Genomic DNA, 18,653 nt, shown 5'->3' on the forward strand with positions numbered 1-18,653 from the left:
GTCCTCACCGTTCTTCGTCGTCGCTGTCGCCGCGTGCGGCGTCTTCGAGTTCGCTCAGCACCTGTTCCTCCACCAGGTCCGCCAGGGCGGCGACGGTGCGGTTGACCAGGACGTCGCGGGGCGTGAGGGTCACGCCGAAGAGGTCGTTGGCGCGGGAGGCGATCCGCAGTGCGCGCAGGGAGTCGCCGCCCAGGTCGAAGAAGTCGTCCTCGGCGCCCACGGTCGTCTCCAGGGCCTCCTCCCACAGGGCGGCGACGGCCTCCTCGGTGGGGGTGCGGGGCGGCACGTGCCGAGCGGCCGGCTCCTGCGCCTGCGGGCCGGGCGCGGGGAGCGCGGCCCGGTCGGTCTTGCCGTTCTCCGTGAGCGGGAAGCGGTCCAGCGTCACGAACGCCGAGGGCACCATGGGGCCGGGCAGGGTACGGGCGGCGAAGGCCCGCAGCCGCGCCGCGGTGGGCGGCTCGGCGCCGGGCGCGACGAGCAGGTGGGCCACCAGGCGCGGCAGCCCCGGCTCGTCCTCCCGCACGCTCACCACGGCGTCCAGCACCGCCGGGTGGCGCACCAGGGTCGCCTCCACCTCGCCGGCCTCGATGCGGTGGCCGCGCAGCTTGAGCTGGTGGTCGGTGCGCCCGAGGTAGTGCAGCTCGCCACGGGCGTCGCGCCGGACGAGGTCGCCGGTGCGGTACATGCGGGTGCCGGGCGGTCCGAAGGGGTCGGCGGTGAAGCGGGTCGCCGTCAGGCCGGGTCGGCCCAGGTAGCCGCGGGCCAGGGCCGGGCCGGCGAGCCACAGTTCGCCTGGCACGCCGTCCGGGACGGGGCGCAGGCGCGCGTCGAGGACGTAGGCGCCGGTGGCGGGCAGCGCGCGGCCGATGGGCGGCGCGCCGCCGTCCGGCTCCAGCGGGTCGGACCAGGTGGCGACGACGGTCGCCTCGGTGGGGCCGTAGGAGTTGACCATGCGGTGGTGCGGTGCCCACCGGGCGACCAGTTCGGCCCGGCAGGCGTCCGCGCCGACGATCAGGGTGCGCAGGTCCGGCAGGGTGCCGGGGGTGTCCGGTGGGAGGGTGGCGAGCGCGGCGGGCGGCAGGAGGGTGTGCGTGATGCCCGCGGTGCGCAGGAAGCCGGCCAGGTCGGCGCCGAGCAGCGGGCCGGGGGGCGGCACGACGAGGGCCGCGCCGCTCGGCCACGCCATGCACAGCTCCAGCACGGAGGCGTCGAAGCTGGGCGTGGCGAAGGCCAGGACGCGGTCGCCCGCGTCGACTTGGTAGTGCGCGGCTTCGGCCGCGGCGAAGCCGGCCAGCCCGCGGTGGGTGACGACGACGCCCTTGGGGGTGCCGGTGGAGCCGGAGGTGTAGATGACGTACGCCGGGTCGTCCAGGTGGAGCGGGCGGACCCGGTCGGCGTCGGTGGGCCGGTGGGCGGGCGTGCCGTCGGGCGGCGCGGCGAGCAGGCCGGCGACCTCCTCGGCGGTGAGGGTGACGGCGGGGTCCGCGTCGCGCAGCATCAGCGCGACCCGCTCGGCCGGGTAGCCGGGGTCCACCGGGAGGAAGGCGGCGCCCGTCTTGGCGACGGCGAGCTGGGCCAGGGCCATGTCCGCCGAGCGCGGCAGGACCAGCGCGACGAGGTCGCCGGGCCCGGCGCCGCGCGCGATGAGGTGGTGCGCCAGCCGGTTGGCGTGGGCCTCCGCCTCGCCGAAGGTCAGCGTGGACTCCCCCGTGTCGAGGGCCGTCCCGTCGGGCCGTCGGTCGGCCGCGGCCTCGATCAGCGCGGGCAGCGTCGCCGGGGGCACCGGCGGCAGGTGCGGGCGTGCGGGGCCGTGCAGCAGCCGGTGGCGTTCCGCGGGCGGCAGCACGTCGACGGTGTGCAGCGGCTCCTGGTCGCCGGACGCGGCGAGCGCGGTCAGGGTGTGCGTCAGCCGGGCGGCCAGTGCCTCGGCCGTCGCCTCGCCGAAGTACCGAGGGTCGTAGCCGAGTTCCACGCTGAGCTCGTCGCCGGGCGAGATCACCACGGTGAGCGGGTAGTTGGTCGCCTCGCGGGCGTCGAGGTCCCGGATCCGCACGCCGTGCGCGCCGGCGGTGGCGTCGCCCACGGGATAGTTCTCGAAGACCAGCAAGCTGTCGAACAGGGAGGTGCCGGGCGGCAGTTCGCTCCACTGGTGGAGGTCCGTCAGCGGCACGTGGTCGAAGCGCCGGTCCTCCGCTCGGGCGTCCTGGAGCTCCCGCAGCCACGTCGCGCACGGCGTGGACTCGTCCACGGTGATCCGCGCGGGCAGGGTGGTGATGAACAGGCCGGTGATCGTGTCCGCGCCCGGCAGGTCGGCGGGCCGGCCGGAGACGGTGGTGCCGAAGCACACCTCCCGCTCGCCGCCGGCGCGGGCGAGCAGCAGCGCCCAGGCGCCCTGCACCAGCGTGTTGAGGGTGAGCCGGTGGCGGCGGGCGAAGTCCGTCAGCCGGGCGGTGCCGTCGGCGCCGAGCCGCCGGGACAGCCAGGTTCCCGACCGGGCGGCGGCGCCAGGGGCGGGCCTGCGGTCGTACGGCAGCGCGGTGGGCGCGGCGTACCCAGCGAGGGCGGCCTTCCAGTGCTCCTCGGCGGCGGCCGCGTCCCGGCCGACCAGCCAGGCGGCGTAGTCGGCGAAGGGCCGCCGCCGCGGCAGTTCCGGCTCGCTTCCGGCTGCGAGCGCGGCGTGTGCGGCCATCACGTCCGACAGGACGTGGAAGACGCTCCATCCGTCCAGCAGGACGTGGTGGAAGGTCCACACCACGCGCACCTCGTCGGGGCCGAGCCGGATGAGGGTGACACGCAGCAGCGGGGGGCGGTCCAGGGCGATGCCGCGGGCGCGGTCCTCGTCGAGCAGCCGCTCGAGCGCGGTCCGCCGCCGCGCCGGGTCGAGGCCGCTCCAGTCGAGTTCGGTGAGGGGCAGGGTGACGTGGCGGTGCACGGTCTGCAGCGGGACCGGGGCCTCGCCCAGGGCGACGGCGGTGCGCAGGACGGGTGTGCGGGCCACGACGTGCCGCCAGGCGGCCGCGAGCAGCCGGGGGTCGCGCACGCCGTCCGCGACGAAGGTGATCTGCTCGACGTAGAGGCCCTCGCCGGGCTCGTCCATGCCGTGCACGACCATGCCGGTCTGGGTGGGGGTGAGGGGGTAGACGTCCGTGACGTCGCGCCCGTCGCCGGCCAGCCGGTCCACGGCCCGCTGGTCCAGGGCGGCCAGTGGGAAGTCCGACGGTGTGCGGCCGCCGGCGCCCGGTTCGGCGCAGTGCCGGACGATCTCCCGCAGTTCCTCGGCGGTCTCCCGGGCGAGGCGTGCGACGGTGTCGTGCCGGTGCGTCCGCCGGGAGTACGACCAGGTGAACTCCAGCCGCCCGCCGACGACTTGACCGAGGACGTCGATGAGGTGCGGGCGGTCCGCCGAGCGGTCCATGCCGCCGGTCAGTCCGTCGTGGGGAGCCCGCAGCAGGCCGTCGGCGGGCGCGGTCCGGTCCTGCTGCCCGAGGTAGTTGAAGCCCACCTGCGGCAGGCCGGGCAGGTCGCGTCCCGCCGTGGGGTGGAGGTGCCGCAGCGCGCCGTAGCCCACTCCCCCGCTGGGTACGGCGCGGAGGTTCTCCTTGACCGTCTTCAGCGCGGTGGCGAGGTCGGCGTCGCGGGGCACGTCGAGGCCCACGGGGAACATGGTGGTGAACCAGCCGACGGTACGGGCGAGGTCGACGTCGTCGAAGAGGTCCTCGCGGCCGTGGCCCTCCAGCGCGAGCACCACGCGGTCCTGCCCCGTCCAGCGGGCCAGGACACGGCCGACGGCGCACAGCAGGACGTCGTTGACTCGGGTGCGGTAGGCGTCCGGCACCTCCTGCAGCAGCCGGCGGGTGTCCTCCTCGCCGAGGCTCACCGTCACGGTCTCCTCGTCGGCGCCCGAGTTGCCGCCGTCGAGGTCGGTGGGCAGGGCGGTGGGGCGCAGGCCGCTCCAGTGCGCGAGCTCGTCGTCGAAGCCGCCGTCCGCGGTGTACGCGGCCAGGCGCCGGGCCCAGGTGCGGAAGGACGTCGTCTTGGCACCCAGGTCGGGCGTGGCACCGGCGCGCAGGGCCCGGTGGGCGGCGTCGAGGTCCTCCAGGAGCACGCGCCAGGACACCGCGTCGACGACCAGGTGGTGGGCGGCCAGCACGAGGACGGGCGGCCGGTGGTCGTCGGGGCGGCACAGGGCGGCCTTGAGGAGCGGCCCCTTCGCCAGGTCGAACGCGGCGCACAGGTCGGCGGCCGCGGCGGTCGGCTCCCGCGGCGTGTCGTGCACGTCGAGGTGCGGCGCGGCGCCCGGCGGCGTGCCGTACTGGCGCCGCCGTCCGTCGGCGTCCTGTTCGTATGTCATGCGCAGGGCGTCGTGGTGCTCCAGCACCGCCGCGAGGGCGGCGCGCAGCAGCGCCACGTCGATGTCGGGTGCCAGCTCGTAGGAGACCGCCTGGGTGAGGCGGGCCGGGTCGCCGCCGAGGGTGTCGAACAGCCAGTGCTGGACGGGCGTGAGGGGGGCGTCCCCGGCGACCGGGCCCTGTTCCGCGTCGGCCGTCGCGGCCGGGACCTCCTCGACCGCCGCGGCCAGTTCGGCGATCGTCTGGTGCTGGAAGAGGTGCCGGGGCGTCAGCGCGAGACCGGCCCGGCGGGCGGCGGAGACGATCTGGATGCCGAGGATGGAGTCGCCGCCGAGCGCGAAGTAGTTGTCGGCCGCGCCCACGTCGGCCACGCCCAGCACCTCGGACCAGATCCCGGCGAGCGTCCGCTCGCCGGCGGTGCGCGGCGCACGGCTGCCCTCGGTGGCGGGGGCGGACCAGACCGGTTCGGGCAGGGCCCGCCGGTCCAGCTTGCCGGTGGCTCCCAGCGGCAGCCGCTCCAGCGGCACCACGACGGCCGGGACCAGGTGGTCGGGCAGCGTCCGGGCGAGGAAGGCCCGCAGGTCTGCCGGTGCGGGGGTGTCGCCGCCGCGGGGCACGGCGTAGCCCACGAGGCGCTTGTGGCCGTCGTGCTCCACGACCCGGGCGGCGGCCGCCGCCACCTGGGGGTGCCCGGCCAGCGCGGCCTCCACCTCGCCGAGTTCGATGCGGAAGCCACGCACCTTGACCTGGTCGTCGGTCCGGCCGAGGTACAGCAGTTCGCCGTCGGCCGTCCAGCGGACCAGGTCCCCGGTGCGGTACATGCGGCCGCCGGGCGGGCCGAACGGGTCGGCGAGGAAGCGGGACGCGGTCAAGCCGGGCCGGTTCAGGTAGCCGCGGGCCACACCGGTCCCGGCGAGGTACAGCTCGCCGGGCGCACCCACGGGCACGGGGCGCAGACGGGCGTCGAGGACGTAGGCGCGGGCGCCGCCGACAGGACGGCCGATGGGCGGGTCCCGGTCGGGGTCGGCCGGGTCGCAGGTGAAGGCGGTGGCGTAGACGGTGGCTTCGGTGGGGCCGTAGATGTTCATGACCCGGCAGCCGGGTATCGCCGCGTGCACCTGGCGCACGGCGCGGGCGGGCAGCGCCTCGCCGGCCAGGACGACGGTGTCGGCCGCGACACGTACGGTGTCCTCCGCCAGCAGGCGGCCCAGGGCGGAGGGTACGGCGCTGAGCAGTCCGGCGCGCCACGGCCCGGGCCGATCGGCGAGGGCCAGCACGTCGCGGACCAGCTCGACGTGGCCACCGGCCAGCAGCGGCGCGAGGATCTCGAACACGGACACGTCGAAGTTGAGCGACGTGGAGGCCACGACGTGGGCGAGTCCGCGGCCGGTGAACTCGGCGGCGGCCCAGTCGGCCAGCGCCACCACCGAGGCGTGGGAGACGACGACCCCCTTGGGGCGGCCGGTGGAGCCGGAGGTGTGGATGACGTAGGCGGGGTGGCCCGGCAGCAGCGTGCCCCGCCGCTCGCCGTCGCTCACGTGGGATGCGGACGCGGCGGCGAGACGTGCGGCGCAGGCCGCGTCGTCCAGGGTGATCCGCGTGTACGGGCCATCCGGCAGCCGTGCGGAGGTCTCCGCGCAGGTGATCACCGCGTCGGGCCGGACGTCCTCGAAGAGGAAAGCGATGCGGTCCGCCGGGTGGCCGGGGTCGACCGGCAGGTAGGCGGCGCCGCTCTTGAGGACCGCGAGGAGGGCCACGATCAGGTCGGCGGTGCGGGGCAGGGCCAGCGCGACGAACCGCTCCGGTCCGGCCCCCGCCTCGATGAGGAGGCGGGCCAACCGGTCGGCGCGCTGGTCGAGCTGACGATACGTCAGGCTCTGGTCCCCGGCGGTCACAGCAGGGGCGTCGGGGGTGCGGGCGGCCTGGGCCGCGAAGGCGTCCGGCAGCGTGCGGTGCGGCAGCTCCGCCACCGGACCCGCGAGATGGTCCAGCAGGCGGCGGCCGTCGTCCGGTGCGAGCACCGGCAGGTCGGCCAGGCGGTGGGCGGCCCCGTCGGCCATCGAGGTCAACAGGGTGCGCAGGGCCGCGCCGAGCCCTTCGACGGTGGCGGCGTCGAACGCCGCCGGGTCGTAGTCGAGGGACACCGTCACGTCGTCGCCGGGGGCGACGACCACGCTGAGCGGGTAGTTGGTCGGCTCCAGGTCGCGTTCCTGCTCGATGGCGAGCCCGTGCCGGGCCAGGGCGCCCGCGTCGAAGGGGTAGTTCTCGAAGACGACGATGCTGTCGAACAGGTTGGTGCCACCGGGGACCTCGCTCCAGGCCTGGACCTGGGCCAGGGAGACGAAGTCGTGGCCGCGGGCCTCGGACTGGGCGGCCTGCACCTCGCGCAGCCACTCCAGCAGGGGGCGGCGGCCGTCGATCCGCAGCCGGGTGGGCACGGTGTTGATGAACAGGCCCACCATGGAGGTCACGCCGGGCAGTTCGGCCGGGCGGCCGGACACGGTCGTGCCGAAGACGACGTCGTCGCCGCCGCCGAAGTGGTGCAGCAGCAGGCCCCAGGCGCCCTGGAGCATCGTGTTGACGGTCAGTCCGGCCTGCTGCGCGGTCTCCTTCAGCCGCGCCGACACCTCCTGTCCGAGGGCCACCCGGACCGTGCCCGACGACGACGTGCGGTGGGCGTCGGCAGGACGCCGGTCGCGCGGCAGGGCGGTGGGCGCGGCGAAGCCGGCCAGCGTCCCGCGCCAGTAGCGTTCCGCACGGTGGGTGTCCCGGGCGACCAGCCACCGCAGGTAGTCGGCGAAGGGCGCCCGGCCGGGCACCTGTGGGCGGCGTCCGGCGGTCAGCGCCGCGTACCGCTCGCACACCTCGTCGAACACCTGCGCCGCGCTCCAGCCGTCGAGCAGGACGTGGTGGAACGTCCACACCATGCGCACCCGGTCCGGGGCCAGGCGGATCAGCGCGAGCCGCGTGAGCGGGGCCGCGCCCAGGTCGATCCCGGCCCGCCGGTCCGCGTCGAGCAGCGACTCCATGTCCCGCGCGCACTCCGCCGCGGACCGCCCGGTCCAGTCGTGGTGGGTGACGGGCAGGACGGCCCGCCGCTCCACCACCTGGAGGGGTTCGGCGGTCTCCTGCCACACCAGGCGGGTGCGAAGTATCGGATTGGCGTCCGCCGTGTGCTGCCACGCCTCGGCGAGTGCGCGTGGGTCGGTGACGCCGTGCAGCACGACCTGCACCTGGTTCACGTAGGTGCGGGCGCGGGAGTCCATCAGGCTGTGGAACAGCATGCCCGCCTGCATCGGCGTGAGCGGGTACACGTCCTCCACGGTGCGTCCGTCGCCCGCGATCCGGTCGACGGCGGCCTGGTCCAGCCGGGCCAGCGGGAAGTCCGAGGGTGTGCGGCCGCCGGCGTCCGGAGCGGCGCAGTGCGCGACGATCTCCTCCAGTGACCGCAGCATGCCCGTGGCGAGGGCGGCGACCGTCTCCTCGCGGTGGCGTCCGCCGCTGTAGTGCCAGGTGATCTCCAGCTCGTCGTCCTCCACCCGGGCCACCACGTCCAGCAGATGCGGTCGTGGTGCCCCGGGGTCCTCGGCGCCGCCCAGGCCGCCTGGGACGGACCCGACCAGCGCACCGCCGTCGGCCGACCAGTCGAAGCGGCCCAGGTAGTTGAAGCTGATGCCGGGCAGCGGTGCGGCGGCGAGCGCCTCGTCGTCCGCGAGGTGACGGAGGGCGCCGTAGCCGATGCCTCGGTCGGGGATGGCCCGCAGTTGCTCCTTGACGGACTTCAGCGCGGTCCCCCAGTCCCCGTCAGGCAGGTCGAGGGCGACCGGGAAGAGGCTGGTGAACCAGCCGACCGTGCGGGACAGGTCGAGGTCGTCGAAGAGCTGGTCCTCGCGTCCGTGCCCCTCCAGTCCCACGGCGACGGTGCCCCGGCCGGTCCAGTCGGCCAGCACGCGGCCGAGGGCGGTCAGCAGGACGTCGTCGATGCGGGTGCGGTAGACGCCGGGGACCCGGCGCAGCAGGTCGTCGGTCCGCCGGCGGTCCAGGCGTACGGTCACGGCGCGCAGGTCGCCGGCGGTGTTGCCGCCGTCGAGGTCCACGGGCAGCGGTTCGGCGCAGTGCCGTGACACGGCCTCCCAGTGGGCACGCTGCGCCGCGAAGTCCCCCTCGCGGGTCCTCCGGGTGAGCCGCCGCACCCATTCCCGCGCGGACGTCGTGCGCTGCGGCAGCCGGATCGGCTCACCGGCGCGGGCCTGGCCGTAGGCGGTCTCCAGGTCCTCCAGCAGGACGCGCCAGGAGACGCCGTCGACGATGAGGTGGTGGGCGGCCAGCAGCAGGCGCGCGGACCGGTCCGCGCGGGTGAACAGCCGGGCGGCGAGCAGCGGGCCGGTGTCCAGCCGGAAGTCGGTGTGCGCCTCCCGCGAGAGGTGGTCCTCGGCCGCCGCGGCGGCCTCGGCGTCGAGGTCGCTCAGGTCGTGGACGTCCAGCAGGCGTGGGGCCTCGGTGTCCGGAGCGGCGACCTCTTGGTGCCAGGTTTCGTCCGCGGCGCGGATGAAGCGGGCGCGCAGGGCGTCGTGGTGGACCCACAGCGCGGCCAGGGCCGCGGCCAGCGCGCCGGCGTCCACGGCCCCGGCCGCCTCGACGAGCACGGACTGGTTGAAGTACTCCGGGCGCGGCGGCTCGGCGTCGAGGAACCAGCGCTGGATCGGGGTGAGCCCGGTCTCTCCGGTCACCGGCCCGGTGCCCGCGACGGTCGCGGCCGCCCCGGTCGCGGCGGTGGCCAGGGCGGTGAGCGTGGGGTGCCGGAAGAGGTCCCTCGGGGTCAGCGCCAGTCCCGCGGTGCGCGCGCGGGAGACGACCTGGATGCTGACGATCGAGTCGCCGCCCAGCATGAAGAAGTTGTCGTCGGCGCCGACCCGTTCCACGCCCAGGAGTTCGGTCCAGATGCCGGCCAGCACCCGCTCGGCCTCGGTGTGCGGCGCACGGTAGGCGGTGTCGGCCGCCGCTGACAGGTCGGGTGCGGGCAGCCGCCGCCGGTCGACCTTGCCGTTCGCGGTCAGGGGCAGCTCGGCCACGGTGACGAACGCGGCCGGGATCATGTAGTCGGGCAGGTCGCCGGAGAGGCGGTCGCGCAGCTCCGCCGCCGCGGGCAGCGCCGCGCCGGGGGCGGGTACCAGGTGAGCGACCAGGCGTTTGCGGCCCGCGAACCGCGACACCGACACCACGGCCTCGGCGATCGCCGGGTGCGCGGTGAGCCGGGCCTCGATCTCGGCGGGCTCCACACGGAAGCCGCGGATCTTGATCTGGTCGTCGGCGCGTCCCACGAAGTGCAGTTCGCCGTCGGCGCTCCAGCGCACGATGTCGCCCGTGCGGTACATCCGGCCGCCGGGCGGGCCGAACGGGTCGGCCAGGTAGCGGGCCGCCGTCGCGCCGGGGCGCCCGGTGTAGCCGCGGGCGAGTCCGGCGCCCGCGAGGTACAACTCGCCCGCGATGCCCGGCGGTTGCGGCTGCAGCGCGCCGTCCAGGACGTACGCGCGGGTGTCGTCCAGGGGGCGGCCGATGGGCAACGTCGCGGGCAGCGCGTCGCCGGCGCGGAAGACCCTCCGGGTGGCGAAGGTGGTGGTCTCGGTCGGGCCGTACACGTCGACGACGGTGAGGCCCGGGCAGGCGTCCAGGACGCGCCGTACGGCCGAGCCGGGCACGGCCTCGCCGCCGGTCCACACCTCGCGCGCGCCGGACAGGCAGGCGGGGTCCTCCTGGGCGAGCAGGCGGAACAGGCCGACCGTCAGGAACAGGCAGCTCACGCCTTGTCCGGTGAGGGCGTGACGTACGGCGGCGGCCTCCAGGTCCCCGGGCGGGGCGAGCACGGCCGTGCCGCCGCGCAGCAGCGGAACCCACAGCTCGTAGGTGGAGGCGTCGAAGGCGTGCGGGGAGTGCACGAGGACCCGGTCGTGGCCGGCGAAGGCGCGGTCGAGGGCGAGTGCGGCGACGTCCCGCTGCCGTACCGCCACGCCCTTGGGGGCGCCGGTGGAGCCGGAGGTGAACATCAGGTACTGGACGTGGTCCGGGTGGACGCGGGGCGCGGCCGCCGGTTCCGCGGGCGAGGCGCTGTCGTCGTCCGGCCGCAGCACGTGCTCCTTCGGGAGGAGGGCCGTGGCCGTCTCCTCCCAGGCCGCGTCCGTGAGCAGCAGGTCGGCGCCGGCTTCAGCGAGCATCGTACGCAGCCGCTCTCGGGGCGCCCTGCCGTCGAGGGGGACGTACACGCCGCCGAGGCGGGCGAGGGCGACCTGGGTGACGACGAGGCCGGCCGAGCGGTCCATCAGGACGCCGACGGAGACCTCCGGGCGGACCCCGCGCGCGGCCAGCCGGGCGGCCAGCGCGGCGGACCGTTCGTCGAGTTCGCGGTAGGTGAGCCGCTCGTCGCCGGCCTGCAGCGCGACGGTGTCGGGAGTGCGCCGCACCTGCGCGGCGAACAGGTCCGCGGTGGTCGCCGCGGGGGTACCGGTGGCGGTGTCGTTCCACGTGTGGAGCACCTGCTCGCGCCGGGCGGCCGTCAGCAGGGGCAGGCGGGCGGGCGTGCTTCCCGGCACGGTGGCGAGGCCGTCCAGCAGGACGGTGAGGTACTCGGCCATCCGCTCGACGGTGGCGGCGTCGAAGAGGTCCGGGTCGTAGCCGAGGCGCAGGGCGAGTTCGGGACCGGGGTAGGCGACGAGGCTGAGCGGGTAGTTGGTGGTCTCGATGCCGTCCAGGCCGGTGAGCCGCAGCCCGTGCGCGGCGGCGAGCGAGTCGTCGACCGGGTAGTTCTCGAACACCACGATGCTGTCGAACAGGGCGGCGCGCTCGGGCAGCCGGGTGAACGCCTTCATGCGGTGCAGCGGCACGTGGTCGTGACGGCGGTCCTCGCTCTGCTCCTGCTGGAGCCGGGCCAGCCAGGTGAGCAGCGGCTCGTCCCGCGGCACGGTCACGCGGGTGGGCAGGGTCGCGATGAACAGACCGGTCATGGCGTCGGCCCCGGGCAGCTCGGGCGGCCGTCCCGAAACGGTGGTGCCGAAGACCACCTCTCCGGTCGCCGCCTGGCGGCCGAGGAGCACGGCCCAGGCCCCCTGCACGAGGGTGTTCATGGTCAGGCCCGCCGTCCTGGCCAGGCTCCGCAGGGCCCGGGTGGTGGCCTCGGGCACCGTGACGCGCACCGCCCGCGTGGACTCGGCGCGGTGGCTCTCGCGGGGCTCGCGGTCGAAGGGCAGCGCGGTGGTCTCGTCCAATCCGTCCAGGCGGCTTTGCCAGTGCCGTTCGGCCTCGGCCCGGTCGGCGCGGTCCTGCAGCCAGGCGACGTAGTCGCGGAAGGGGCGCCGGTCGGGCAGCGCTGCGTGCGCCGTACCCGTCAGGCCCGCGTGGCAGGCGAAGACGTCGGAGAGGACCTGGAACAGGCTCCAGCCGTCCAGGATCAGGTGGTCGAAGGACCACACGACACGTACAGCGCGGTCGGAGACCCGGGCCAGCACCAGGCGCTGGAGCGGCGCGCGCGTCAGGTCGACACCGCGGGCGCGGTCCTGGTCGAGGAGTCCGCGCAGCCGCTCCTCGCGCTCGACGTCGGACAGGCCGCGCCAGTCGAGCCGTTCGACCGGCACCGCTGCCCGGCGCTGCACCACCAGGAGCGGCTCGGGGACGTCCTGCCACACCACCCGGGCGCGCAGCACCGGCGTGCGGTCCGTGACCCGCTGCCAGGCGTCCGCCAGCACGGCGGGGTCCTGCACGCCGTCGAGGACGAACGTCAGTTGCTGGAAGTACACGCCGCGGTCGTCCTGCGAGAGCCGGTGGAAGAGCATGCCGGCCTGGGTGGGCGTGAGGGGGTGGACGTCCTCCACCTCCGCGGGGTCCTCGCCCGCGATGCGGTCGACGTGCGCCTGGTCGAGCCGGGCGAGGGGGAAGTCCGAGGGGGTGCGTCCGGCGGCGCCGGGCCGGGACGCGTGGCGGGCGAGACCGGCCAGCGCGTCGGCGTACCGCCCGGCGAGGTCCTCGACGGTGTCCGGCCGGTGCAGCTCGTCGGAGTAGAACCAGGTGAACTCCAGGCCGTCCCCGTCCAGGCGGCCCACGACCTCCAGGGCGTGCGGGCGGGACGCCGAGGGGTCGGCGTCCAGCTCCAGCGGGCGGAACAGGCCGCCGTAGAGACCCTCGGAGGTCCCGGACAGCCCGAAGCGGCCCAGGTAGTTGAAGCTGATCTGCGCGGGGGTCGCCGGCAGCGGTGCGGTGTCGCGGGCCGGCCGGATCAGGAGGCCGTGGCCGAGTCCGTGGTGGGGCACCGCGCGCAGCTGCTCCTTGACCTGCTTGAGCACGGCGTCCCAGCCCGCCTCGGGCGGGACGGCGAGGGCGACGGGGTGGCGGGTGGTGAACCAGCCGATGGTGCGGCTGGTGTCGATGTCGGTGAACAGGTCCTCGCGGCCGTGGCCTTCGACGTCCACCAGCACCCGGTCGTGCCCGGTCCAGCCGCACAGCACCCGGCCGAGGGCGGCGAGCAGGACGTCGTTGGCCTGGGTCCGGTAGGTCTCGGGCAGGGTGCGCAGCAGCGCCTCGGTGTCGTGCGGGTCGAGGCGTACCGTCACCGAGCGCTGTGAGGCGTAGGTGTTGGTGCCCGTCCGGTCCGACGGCAGGCCGGACCGGGCGCCGTCGGTCGCCCGCGTCCAGTACTCCTTCTCGTCGTCGAAGCCGCCGGCGGCGGCGTGCGCGGCGAGGCGCTCGGCCCACTGCCGCAGCGGGGACGACTTCCGGGGCAGCGCCGCCGCTCCGTCCCCGCCGGCGCTGCGGGCGCGGTAGGCCAGGTCGAGGTCCTCCAGCAGCAGGCGCCAGGAGACTCCGTCGACGACGAGGTGGTGAACGGCCAGGTGCAGTACGGGCGGTCGTCCGGGGCCCCGGTCGTGCAGGACAGCACGCAGCATCGGTCCGTCGCCGAGGTCGTGGGGGCCGAGGTGCGGGGTGTCGGTGTCCGGGCCGGTGTGGTGGGCGAGGCGGAAGCGGGCGGCCGGGCCGTCGATCAGCCACCGTACGCCCGTTCCGTCGGCGGGGAAGCGGGAGCGCAGGGCGTCGTGGTGGGTGATCACGTCGTCGAGGGCGGCTTCGAGTGCCCGCGCGTCGACGTCGGCACGCAGTTCCACCGAGAGGGTCTGGGCGAAGTGCCCGGCCCGCTCGGCGGCGCTGTCGAGCAGCCAGTGCTGGATGGGGGTGAGCGGGGCGGGGCCGCTCGCGTCGACGGGTGCGGGCGCGGCGGCGGGCCGCCGGCTTCCCGCCTCGTCGGCGCGGCGGGCCAGGGCGGCGACCGTCTGATGCCGGTAGACGTCCCGCGAGGTGATGGTCAGGCCCGCCTGCCGGGCCTGGGCGACGACCTGGATGCTGAGGATGGAGTCGCCGCCCAGCGCGAAGAAGTTGTCGTCCGCCCCTACCCGCTCCACGTGCAGGACGTCGGCCCAGATGGCGGCGAGGGTCCGTTCGGTGGGAGTGCGGGGGGTGACGTGGCGTGCGGCCGTTTCGGCGGGTGCGGGCTCGGGGAGCCGGCCGCGGTCCAGTTTGCCGTTGGCGTTGAGCGGCAGAGCGGGCAGCACCACGACGGCCGCGGGGACCATGTAGTCGGGCAGGGTGCGGCCGAGTTCGCGGCGCACCGCCTCCGGGTCCACGCGGGCGCCCGGGGCGGGGACGACGTATCCGGCCAGGCGGCGGTGGCCGTCGCCGTCGCGGACCGTCGCGGCGGCCTCGGTGACGCCGGCGCAGTGGCGCAGTGCCTCCTCCACCTCGCCCAGTTCGATGCGGAAGCCGCGCACCTTGACCTGCTGGTCGATGCGGCCGAGATATTCGAGTGTGCCGTCGGCACTCCAGCGCACCAGGTCGCCGGTGCGGTACATGCGGTCGCCGGGGGCGCCGAACGGGTCGGCGACGAAGCGCGCCGCGGTCAGTCCCGGGCGCCGCAGGTAGCCGCGGGCCAGTCCGCCGCCGCCGAGGTACAACTCGCCGGTGACCCCAGGGGGTTGAGGGCGCAGGAGGCGGTCCAGCACGTAGGCGCGGGTACGTGCCACGGGGCGGCCGATGGGCGGGGCCTGGTCGGGCACGGTGCCGTGGGCGAACCAGGCGGTGGCGTACACGGTGGCCTCGGTCGGGCCGTAGAGGTTCGCCACCTGGGCCGCGGGCATGGCGTCCGTGATGTCCCGCACGGTCCGGGCCGGCAGGGCCTCGCCGGCCAGGACGACGGTGCCGGCCTCGACGGCGCCGCCGGAGCCGAGCATGCGCGAGAGCACGGACGGGACGCCGCTGAGGAGTCCCACCTTGCGCGGCTCGGAGACGTCGGCGAGGGACGGGAGGTCGGCGACCACCTCGACGCTGCCGCCGGCCAGCAGGGGGCACAGCAGCTCGAAGACGGACACGTCGAAGTTGAGGGAGGTGGACGCGACGACGTGCGCGAGCCCGTGTGCGCCGAACGTCTCCTCGGTCCAGGCGGCCAGCGCGGCCACGCTGCGGTGGGTGACGACCACGCCCTTGGGGCGACCGGTGGAGCCGGAGGTGTAGATGACGTAGGCGGGGTGGGACGGGTGCAGCGGCCGGACCCGGTCGGCATCGGTCAGGTCCGCTCCGCCGTCGCCGGACGGCTCGGCGTCCTCCAGGAGCAGCGGCTCGCAGTCGTCGGGAAGCGCGTGGGCGGTCTCACGGGTGGCGACGACGAGCGCGGGGCCCGCGTCGGCGAGCATGTAGCGGATCCGCTCGGCCGGGTATCCGGGGTCGACGGGCAGGTAGCCGGCGCCCGACTTCAGGACCGCCCACAGCATCGGCAGCAGGTCCGCGGAGCGCGGCAGGCACAGCGCCACCAGGGACTCTGGGCCCGCGCCGTGCGCCGTCAGCAGCCGGGCGAGCCGGTTGGCGCGCCGGTTCAGCGCGGCGTAGTCCAGCCGGATCCCGTCGCAGGTCACGGCGGTCCGGTCGGGGGTCCGGCGTACCTGCGCCTCGAACAGCGCGGGAAGCGTGGCGCTGTCGGCGTGCTCGCCGGCCGGCGCGGGCGGGTTCCAGGAGTCGAGGAGCGTGCGCCGCTCGTCGTCCGACAGCAGCGGCAGTTCGGCCAGTGTCCGGTGCGGGCCGTCCGCCATGCCTTCCAGCAGGCGGTGCAGCTGCCGGCTCATCCGGGCCGCGGTCGCCGCGTCGTACAGGCCGGTGTTGTACTCGACGGTCAGCTCGCAGCCGTCGTCGGCGCGCGGCGCGAACTCCAGCACGAGGTCGAAGCGGGCGGCCGGGCGGGGCAGCGGGTGCTCCTCGATCCGCACGCCGGCCACCGCCGGCGGGCGGTCGGGCGCGGTCTGCTGCACCACCAGCACCTGCACCAGCGGTGTGCGGCTGGGGTCTCTCGGCGGGGCCAGTTCCTCGACCACCCGGTCGAAGGGGACGCCGTCGTGCGCGAAGGCGTCCAGGACGGTCGCCCGCACGGACTCCACGAACCGGTCGACGGTGAGGGCGTCGTCGACCTCGCCGCGCAGCACCACGGTGTTGGCGAAGAAGCCCGTCACGTCCTCCAGTTCGCGGCGGTCCCGCCCGGTGGTGACGGTCCCGAACGCCACGTCCCGCTGCCCGGAGTAGCGGGAGAACAGCACGGCCGCCGCCCCGGCGAACAGGGTGAAGACGGTCGTGCCGCGGCCCTGGGCGAGCCGGCGCAGCCGGTCCACCAGGTGCTCGGGGAGATCGTGGCGGTGGGCCGCTCCCGCGGTGGTGCGCACCGCCGGCCGGGGCCGGTCGGTGGGCAGTTCCAGCTGCGGCATGCCGGCCAGGTGGCGCTTCCAGTAGCCGAGGTCGTCGGCGTCCGTGTCGCCGGTGCGCCGCGCGCGCTCCCACAGCGCGAAGTCCGGGTACTGCACGCCCGGCCGGGCAAGGCCGTCCGGTTCGCCGCACGCCTCCGCCCGGTAGAGCGCCGCGAGGTCCCGGGTCAGGACACCGACCGACCAGCCGTCGGTGACGATGTGGTGCTGGGCCAGCAGCAGGACGTGGTCCTCGGGGGCGCGGCGCACGAGCAGCGCCCGGGTCAGGGGGCCGGTCGTCAGGTCGTGGGGGCGGTGCAGTTCCTCTGTCAGCAGGCGCTCCACGGCGTCGTCCCGCCGGTCGTCGGGCAGCTGCCCGGCATCGGCGGTGCGCAGCGGCAGCACCGCCTCGGCGGCGACCAGCTGGACGCCCTGGCCGTCGACGGTGGCGAAGGTGGTGCGCAGGGAGTCGTGGCGGGCGGCGAGCCGGTCCAGAGCGCGTCGCAGGGCCGGCGTGTCGAGCGGACCGCGCAGCCGCAGTGCCACGCCGGTGTTGTACTCGGCTCCGCCGCCGGCGAGGTCGTCGAGGAACCACAGGCGCCGCTGGGCGCTGGACAGCGGGACGGGCTCCCCGCGCGGGGCGGCCGGGATCGGGTCCGGCGCTGCGGCGGCGGACGGCTCGGCGGTCAGCGGGGCGAGCGCGGCGACGGTCCGCGCGGTGAACACGTCGCGCAGGGAGAGTCCGACGCCGAAGGCTTCCCGGATCCGGGAGAGGGTGCGGGCGGCGAGGATCGAGTCGCCGCCGAGGTCGAAGAAGTCGTCGGTGACGCCGACGGTGCCGACGCCGAGGACGTCGGCCCAGATGCCGGCCAGGGTCCGCTCCCCGTCGGTGCGCGGCTCGACGTGCTCCTCGGCCGAAGCGCCGCCGGGAGCGGGCAGGGCCCGCAGGTCGGTCTTGTGCTGCGGGGTGAGCGGTATCGCGTCCAGGACGACCATGGCGGAGGGCACCATGTGGGCGGGCAGGACGGCGGCGAGGGCGGCGCGCAGCCGGGCGGGCTCGGGTCTGCGGGCCGGGTCGGCGGGCGTGACGTAGCCGACGAGCCGGCCGCGGGCGGGCTCCTCGTCGCGGACCACGACGACGGCCTCGCGGACGCCGGGGTCGCGGGTCAGCGCGGTCTCGATCTCGCCGGGTTCGATACGGAAGCCGCGCACCTTCACCTGCCGGTCGGCCCTGCCGAGGAACTCCAGCTCGCCGTCCGCCCGCCGGCGCACCCGGTCGCCGGTGCGGTACAGGCGGGCGCCGGGCGGCCCGGAGGGGTGGGCGACGAACCGGGTCGCGGTCAGGCCGGGACGGCCGAGGTAACCGCGGGCCAGGCCGTCGCCGCCCACGTACAGCTCGCCCTCGGTGCCGGACGGCACCGGGCGCATCGCCGCGTCCAGGACGTGGGCCTCGGTGCCGGGCAGCGGGCTGCCGATGGCCGGTGTCCCGGTGCCGGCGGTCAGCGGTCCGGTCCAGGTGGCGACGACGGTGGCCTCGGTCGGCCCGTACGAGTTGATCATGCGCCGGTCCGGCGCCCACCGGTCGACGAGCGCGGCCGGGCAGGCCTCCGCCCCGACGATCAGGGTGCGCAGGTGCGGCGCGCCACCGGTGTCCGCGGGGTCGGGCAGGGTGGCGAGCGCCGCGGGCGGGATGAGGGCGTGGGTGATGCGGTGTTCGTCCAGGACGGCGGCCAGTTCGTCGCCCAGCCAGGGCCCGTCCGGCGGTACGACCAGCAGGGCGCCGGACAGCACGGAGACGCACAGCTCCAGTACGGAGGCGTCGAAGCTGGGTGAGGAGAACTGCAGCACGCGGTCGCCCGGGCCGGCGGCGTACCGTTCGGCGGCGGCCGCGGCGAAGCCGCCGATGCCGCGGTGGGTGACGGTGACGCCCTTGGGGGTGCCGGTGGAGCCGGAGGTGTAGATGACGTACGCCGCGTGGTCCGGGAGGACGCGGCTCCCGGACGCGTACGGCTCCTGGTCCCCGGTGTCCATCAGTGCGCGGACCCGGTCCGGGTCGTCCAGCACGACGGCCGGTGCGGCGTCGGCGAGCATCAGCGCCCGCCGTTCGGCCGGATAGCCGGGGTCCACCGGGAGGAAGGCGGCGCCGGCCAGGGCCACGGCCAGTTCGGCGGCGATCAGTTCCATCGAGCGCGGCAGGACCAGCGCCACCGTCCGCTCCGGCCCGGCGCCGCTCGCCACGAGGTGGGCGGCCAGCCGGCCGGCCCGCCGCGCGAGTTCCCCGTACGTCCAGGTGCGCCGGCCGTCGGTCACCGCGGGAGCCTGCGGGTCGCGCGTCACCCATCGGGTGAACAGCTCACCGAGCGGGACGTGACGGGTGGCGTGCTCCGGGCGGGCCTGCGGCGGGGCGGTGCCGGCCGATGGGCGGGCGGGTGCGGCGGGTTGCTGGGCGTGCAGGTCCGTCATCGGGGTGAAGTCCTTCGGGCGTGGGGGCACGCGGACCCGGCGCGGCGGTCGCGGGCAGCCCGCGGGCACACCGGAGCGGTGCGGG

1 protein-coding gene is annotated in these 18,653 nt (G+C 75.9%); it reads right to left on the bottom strand.

Annotated features, from left to right (window positions below; translation table 11 throughout):
• Positions 1-4 precede the first annotated feature (4 nt).
• A complete protein-coding gene (locus PV343_RS07140) occupies positions 5-18,568 on the bottom strand; it encodes a non-ribosomal peptide synthase/polyketide synthase (RefSeq protein WP_319145911.1) in 18,564 nt (6,187 codons plus the stop codon).
• Positions 18,569-18,653 lie beyond the last annotated feature (85 nt).

The sequence above is a fragment of the Streptomyces sp. WI03-4A genome, assembly GCF_033792105.1.
In the GTDB taxonomy this organism is placed as follows: domain Bacteria; phylum Actinomycetota; class Actinomycetes; order Streptomycetales; family Streptomycetaceae; genus Streptomyces; species Streptomyces collinus_A.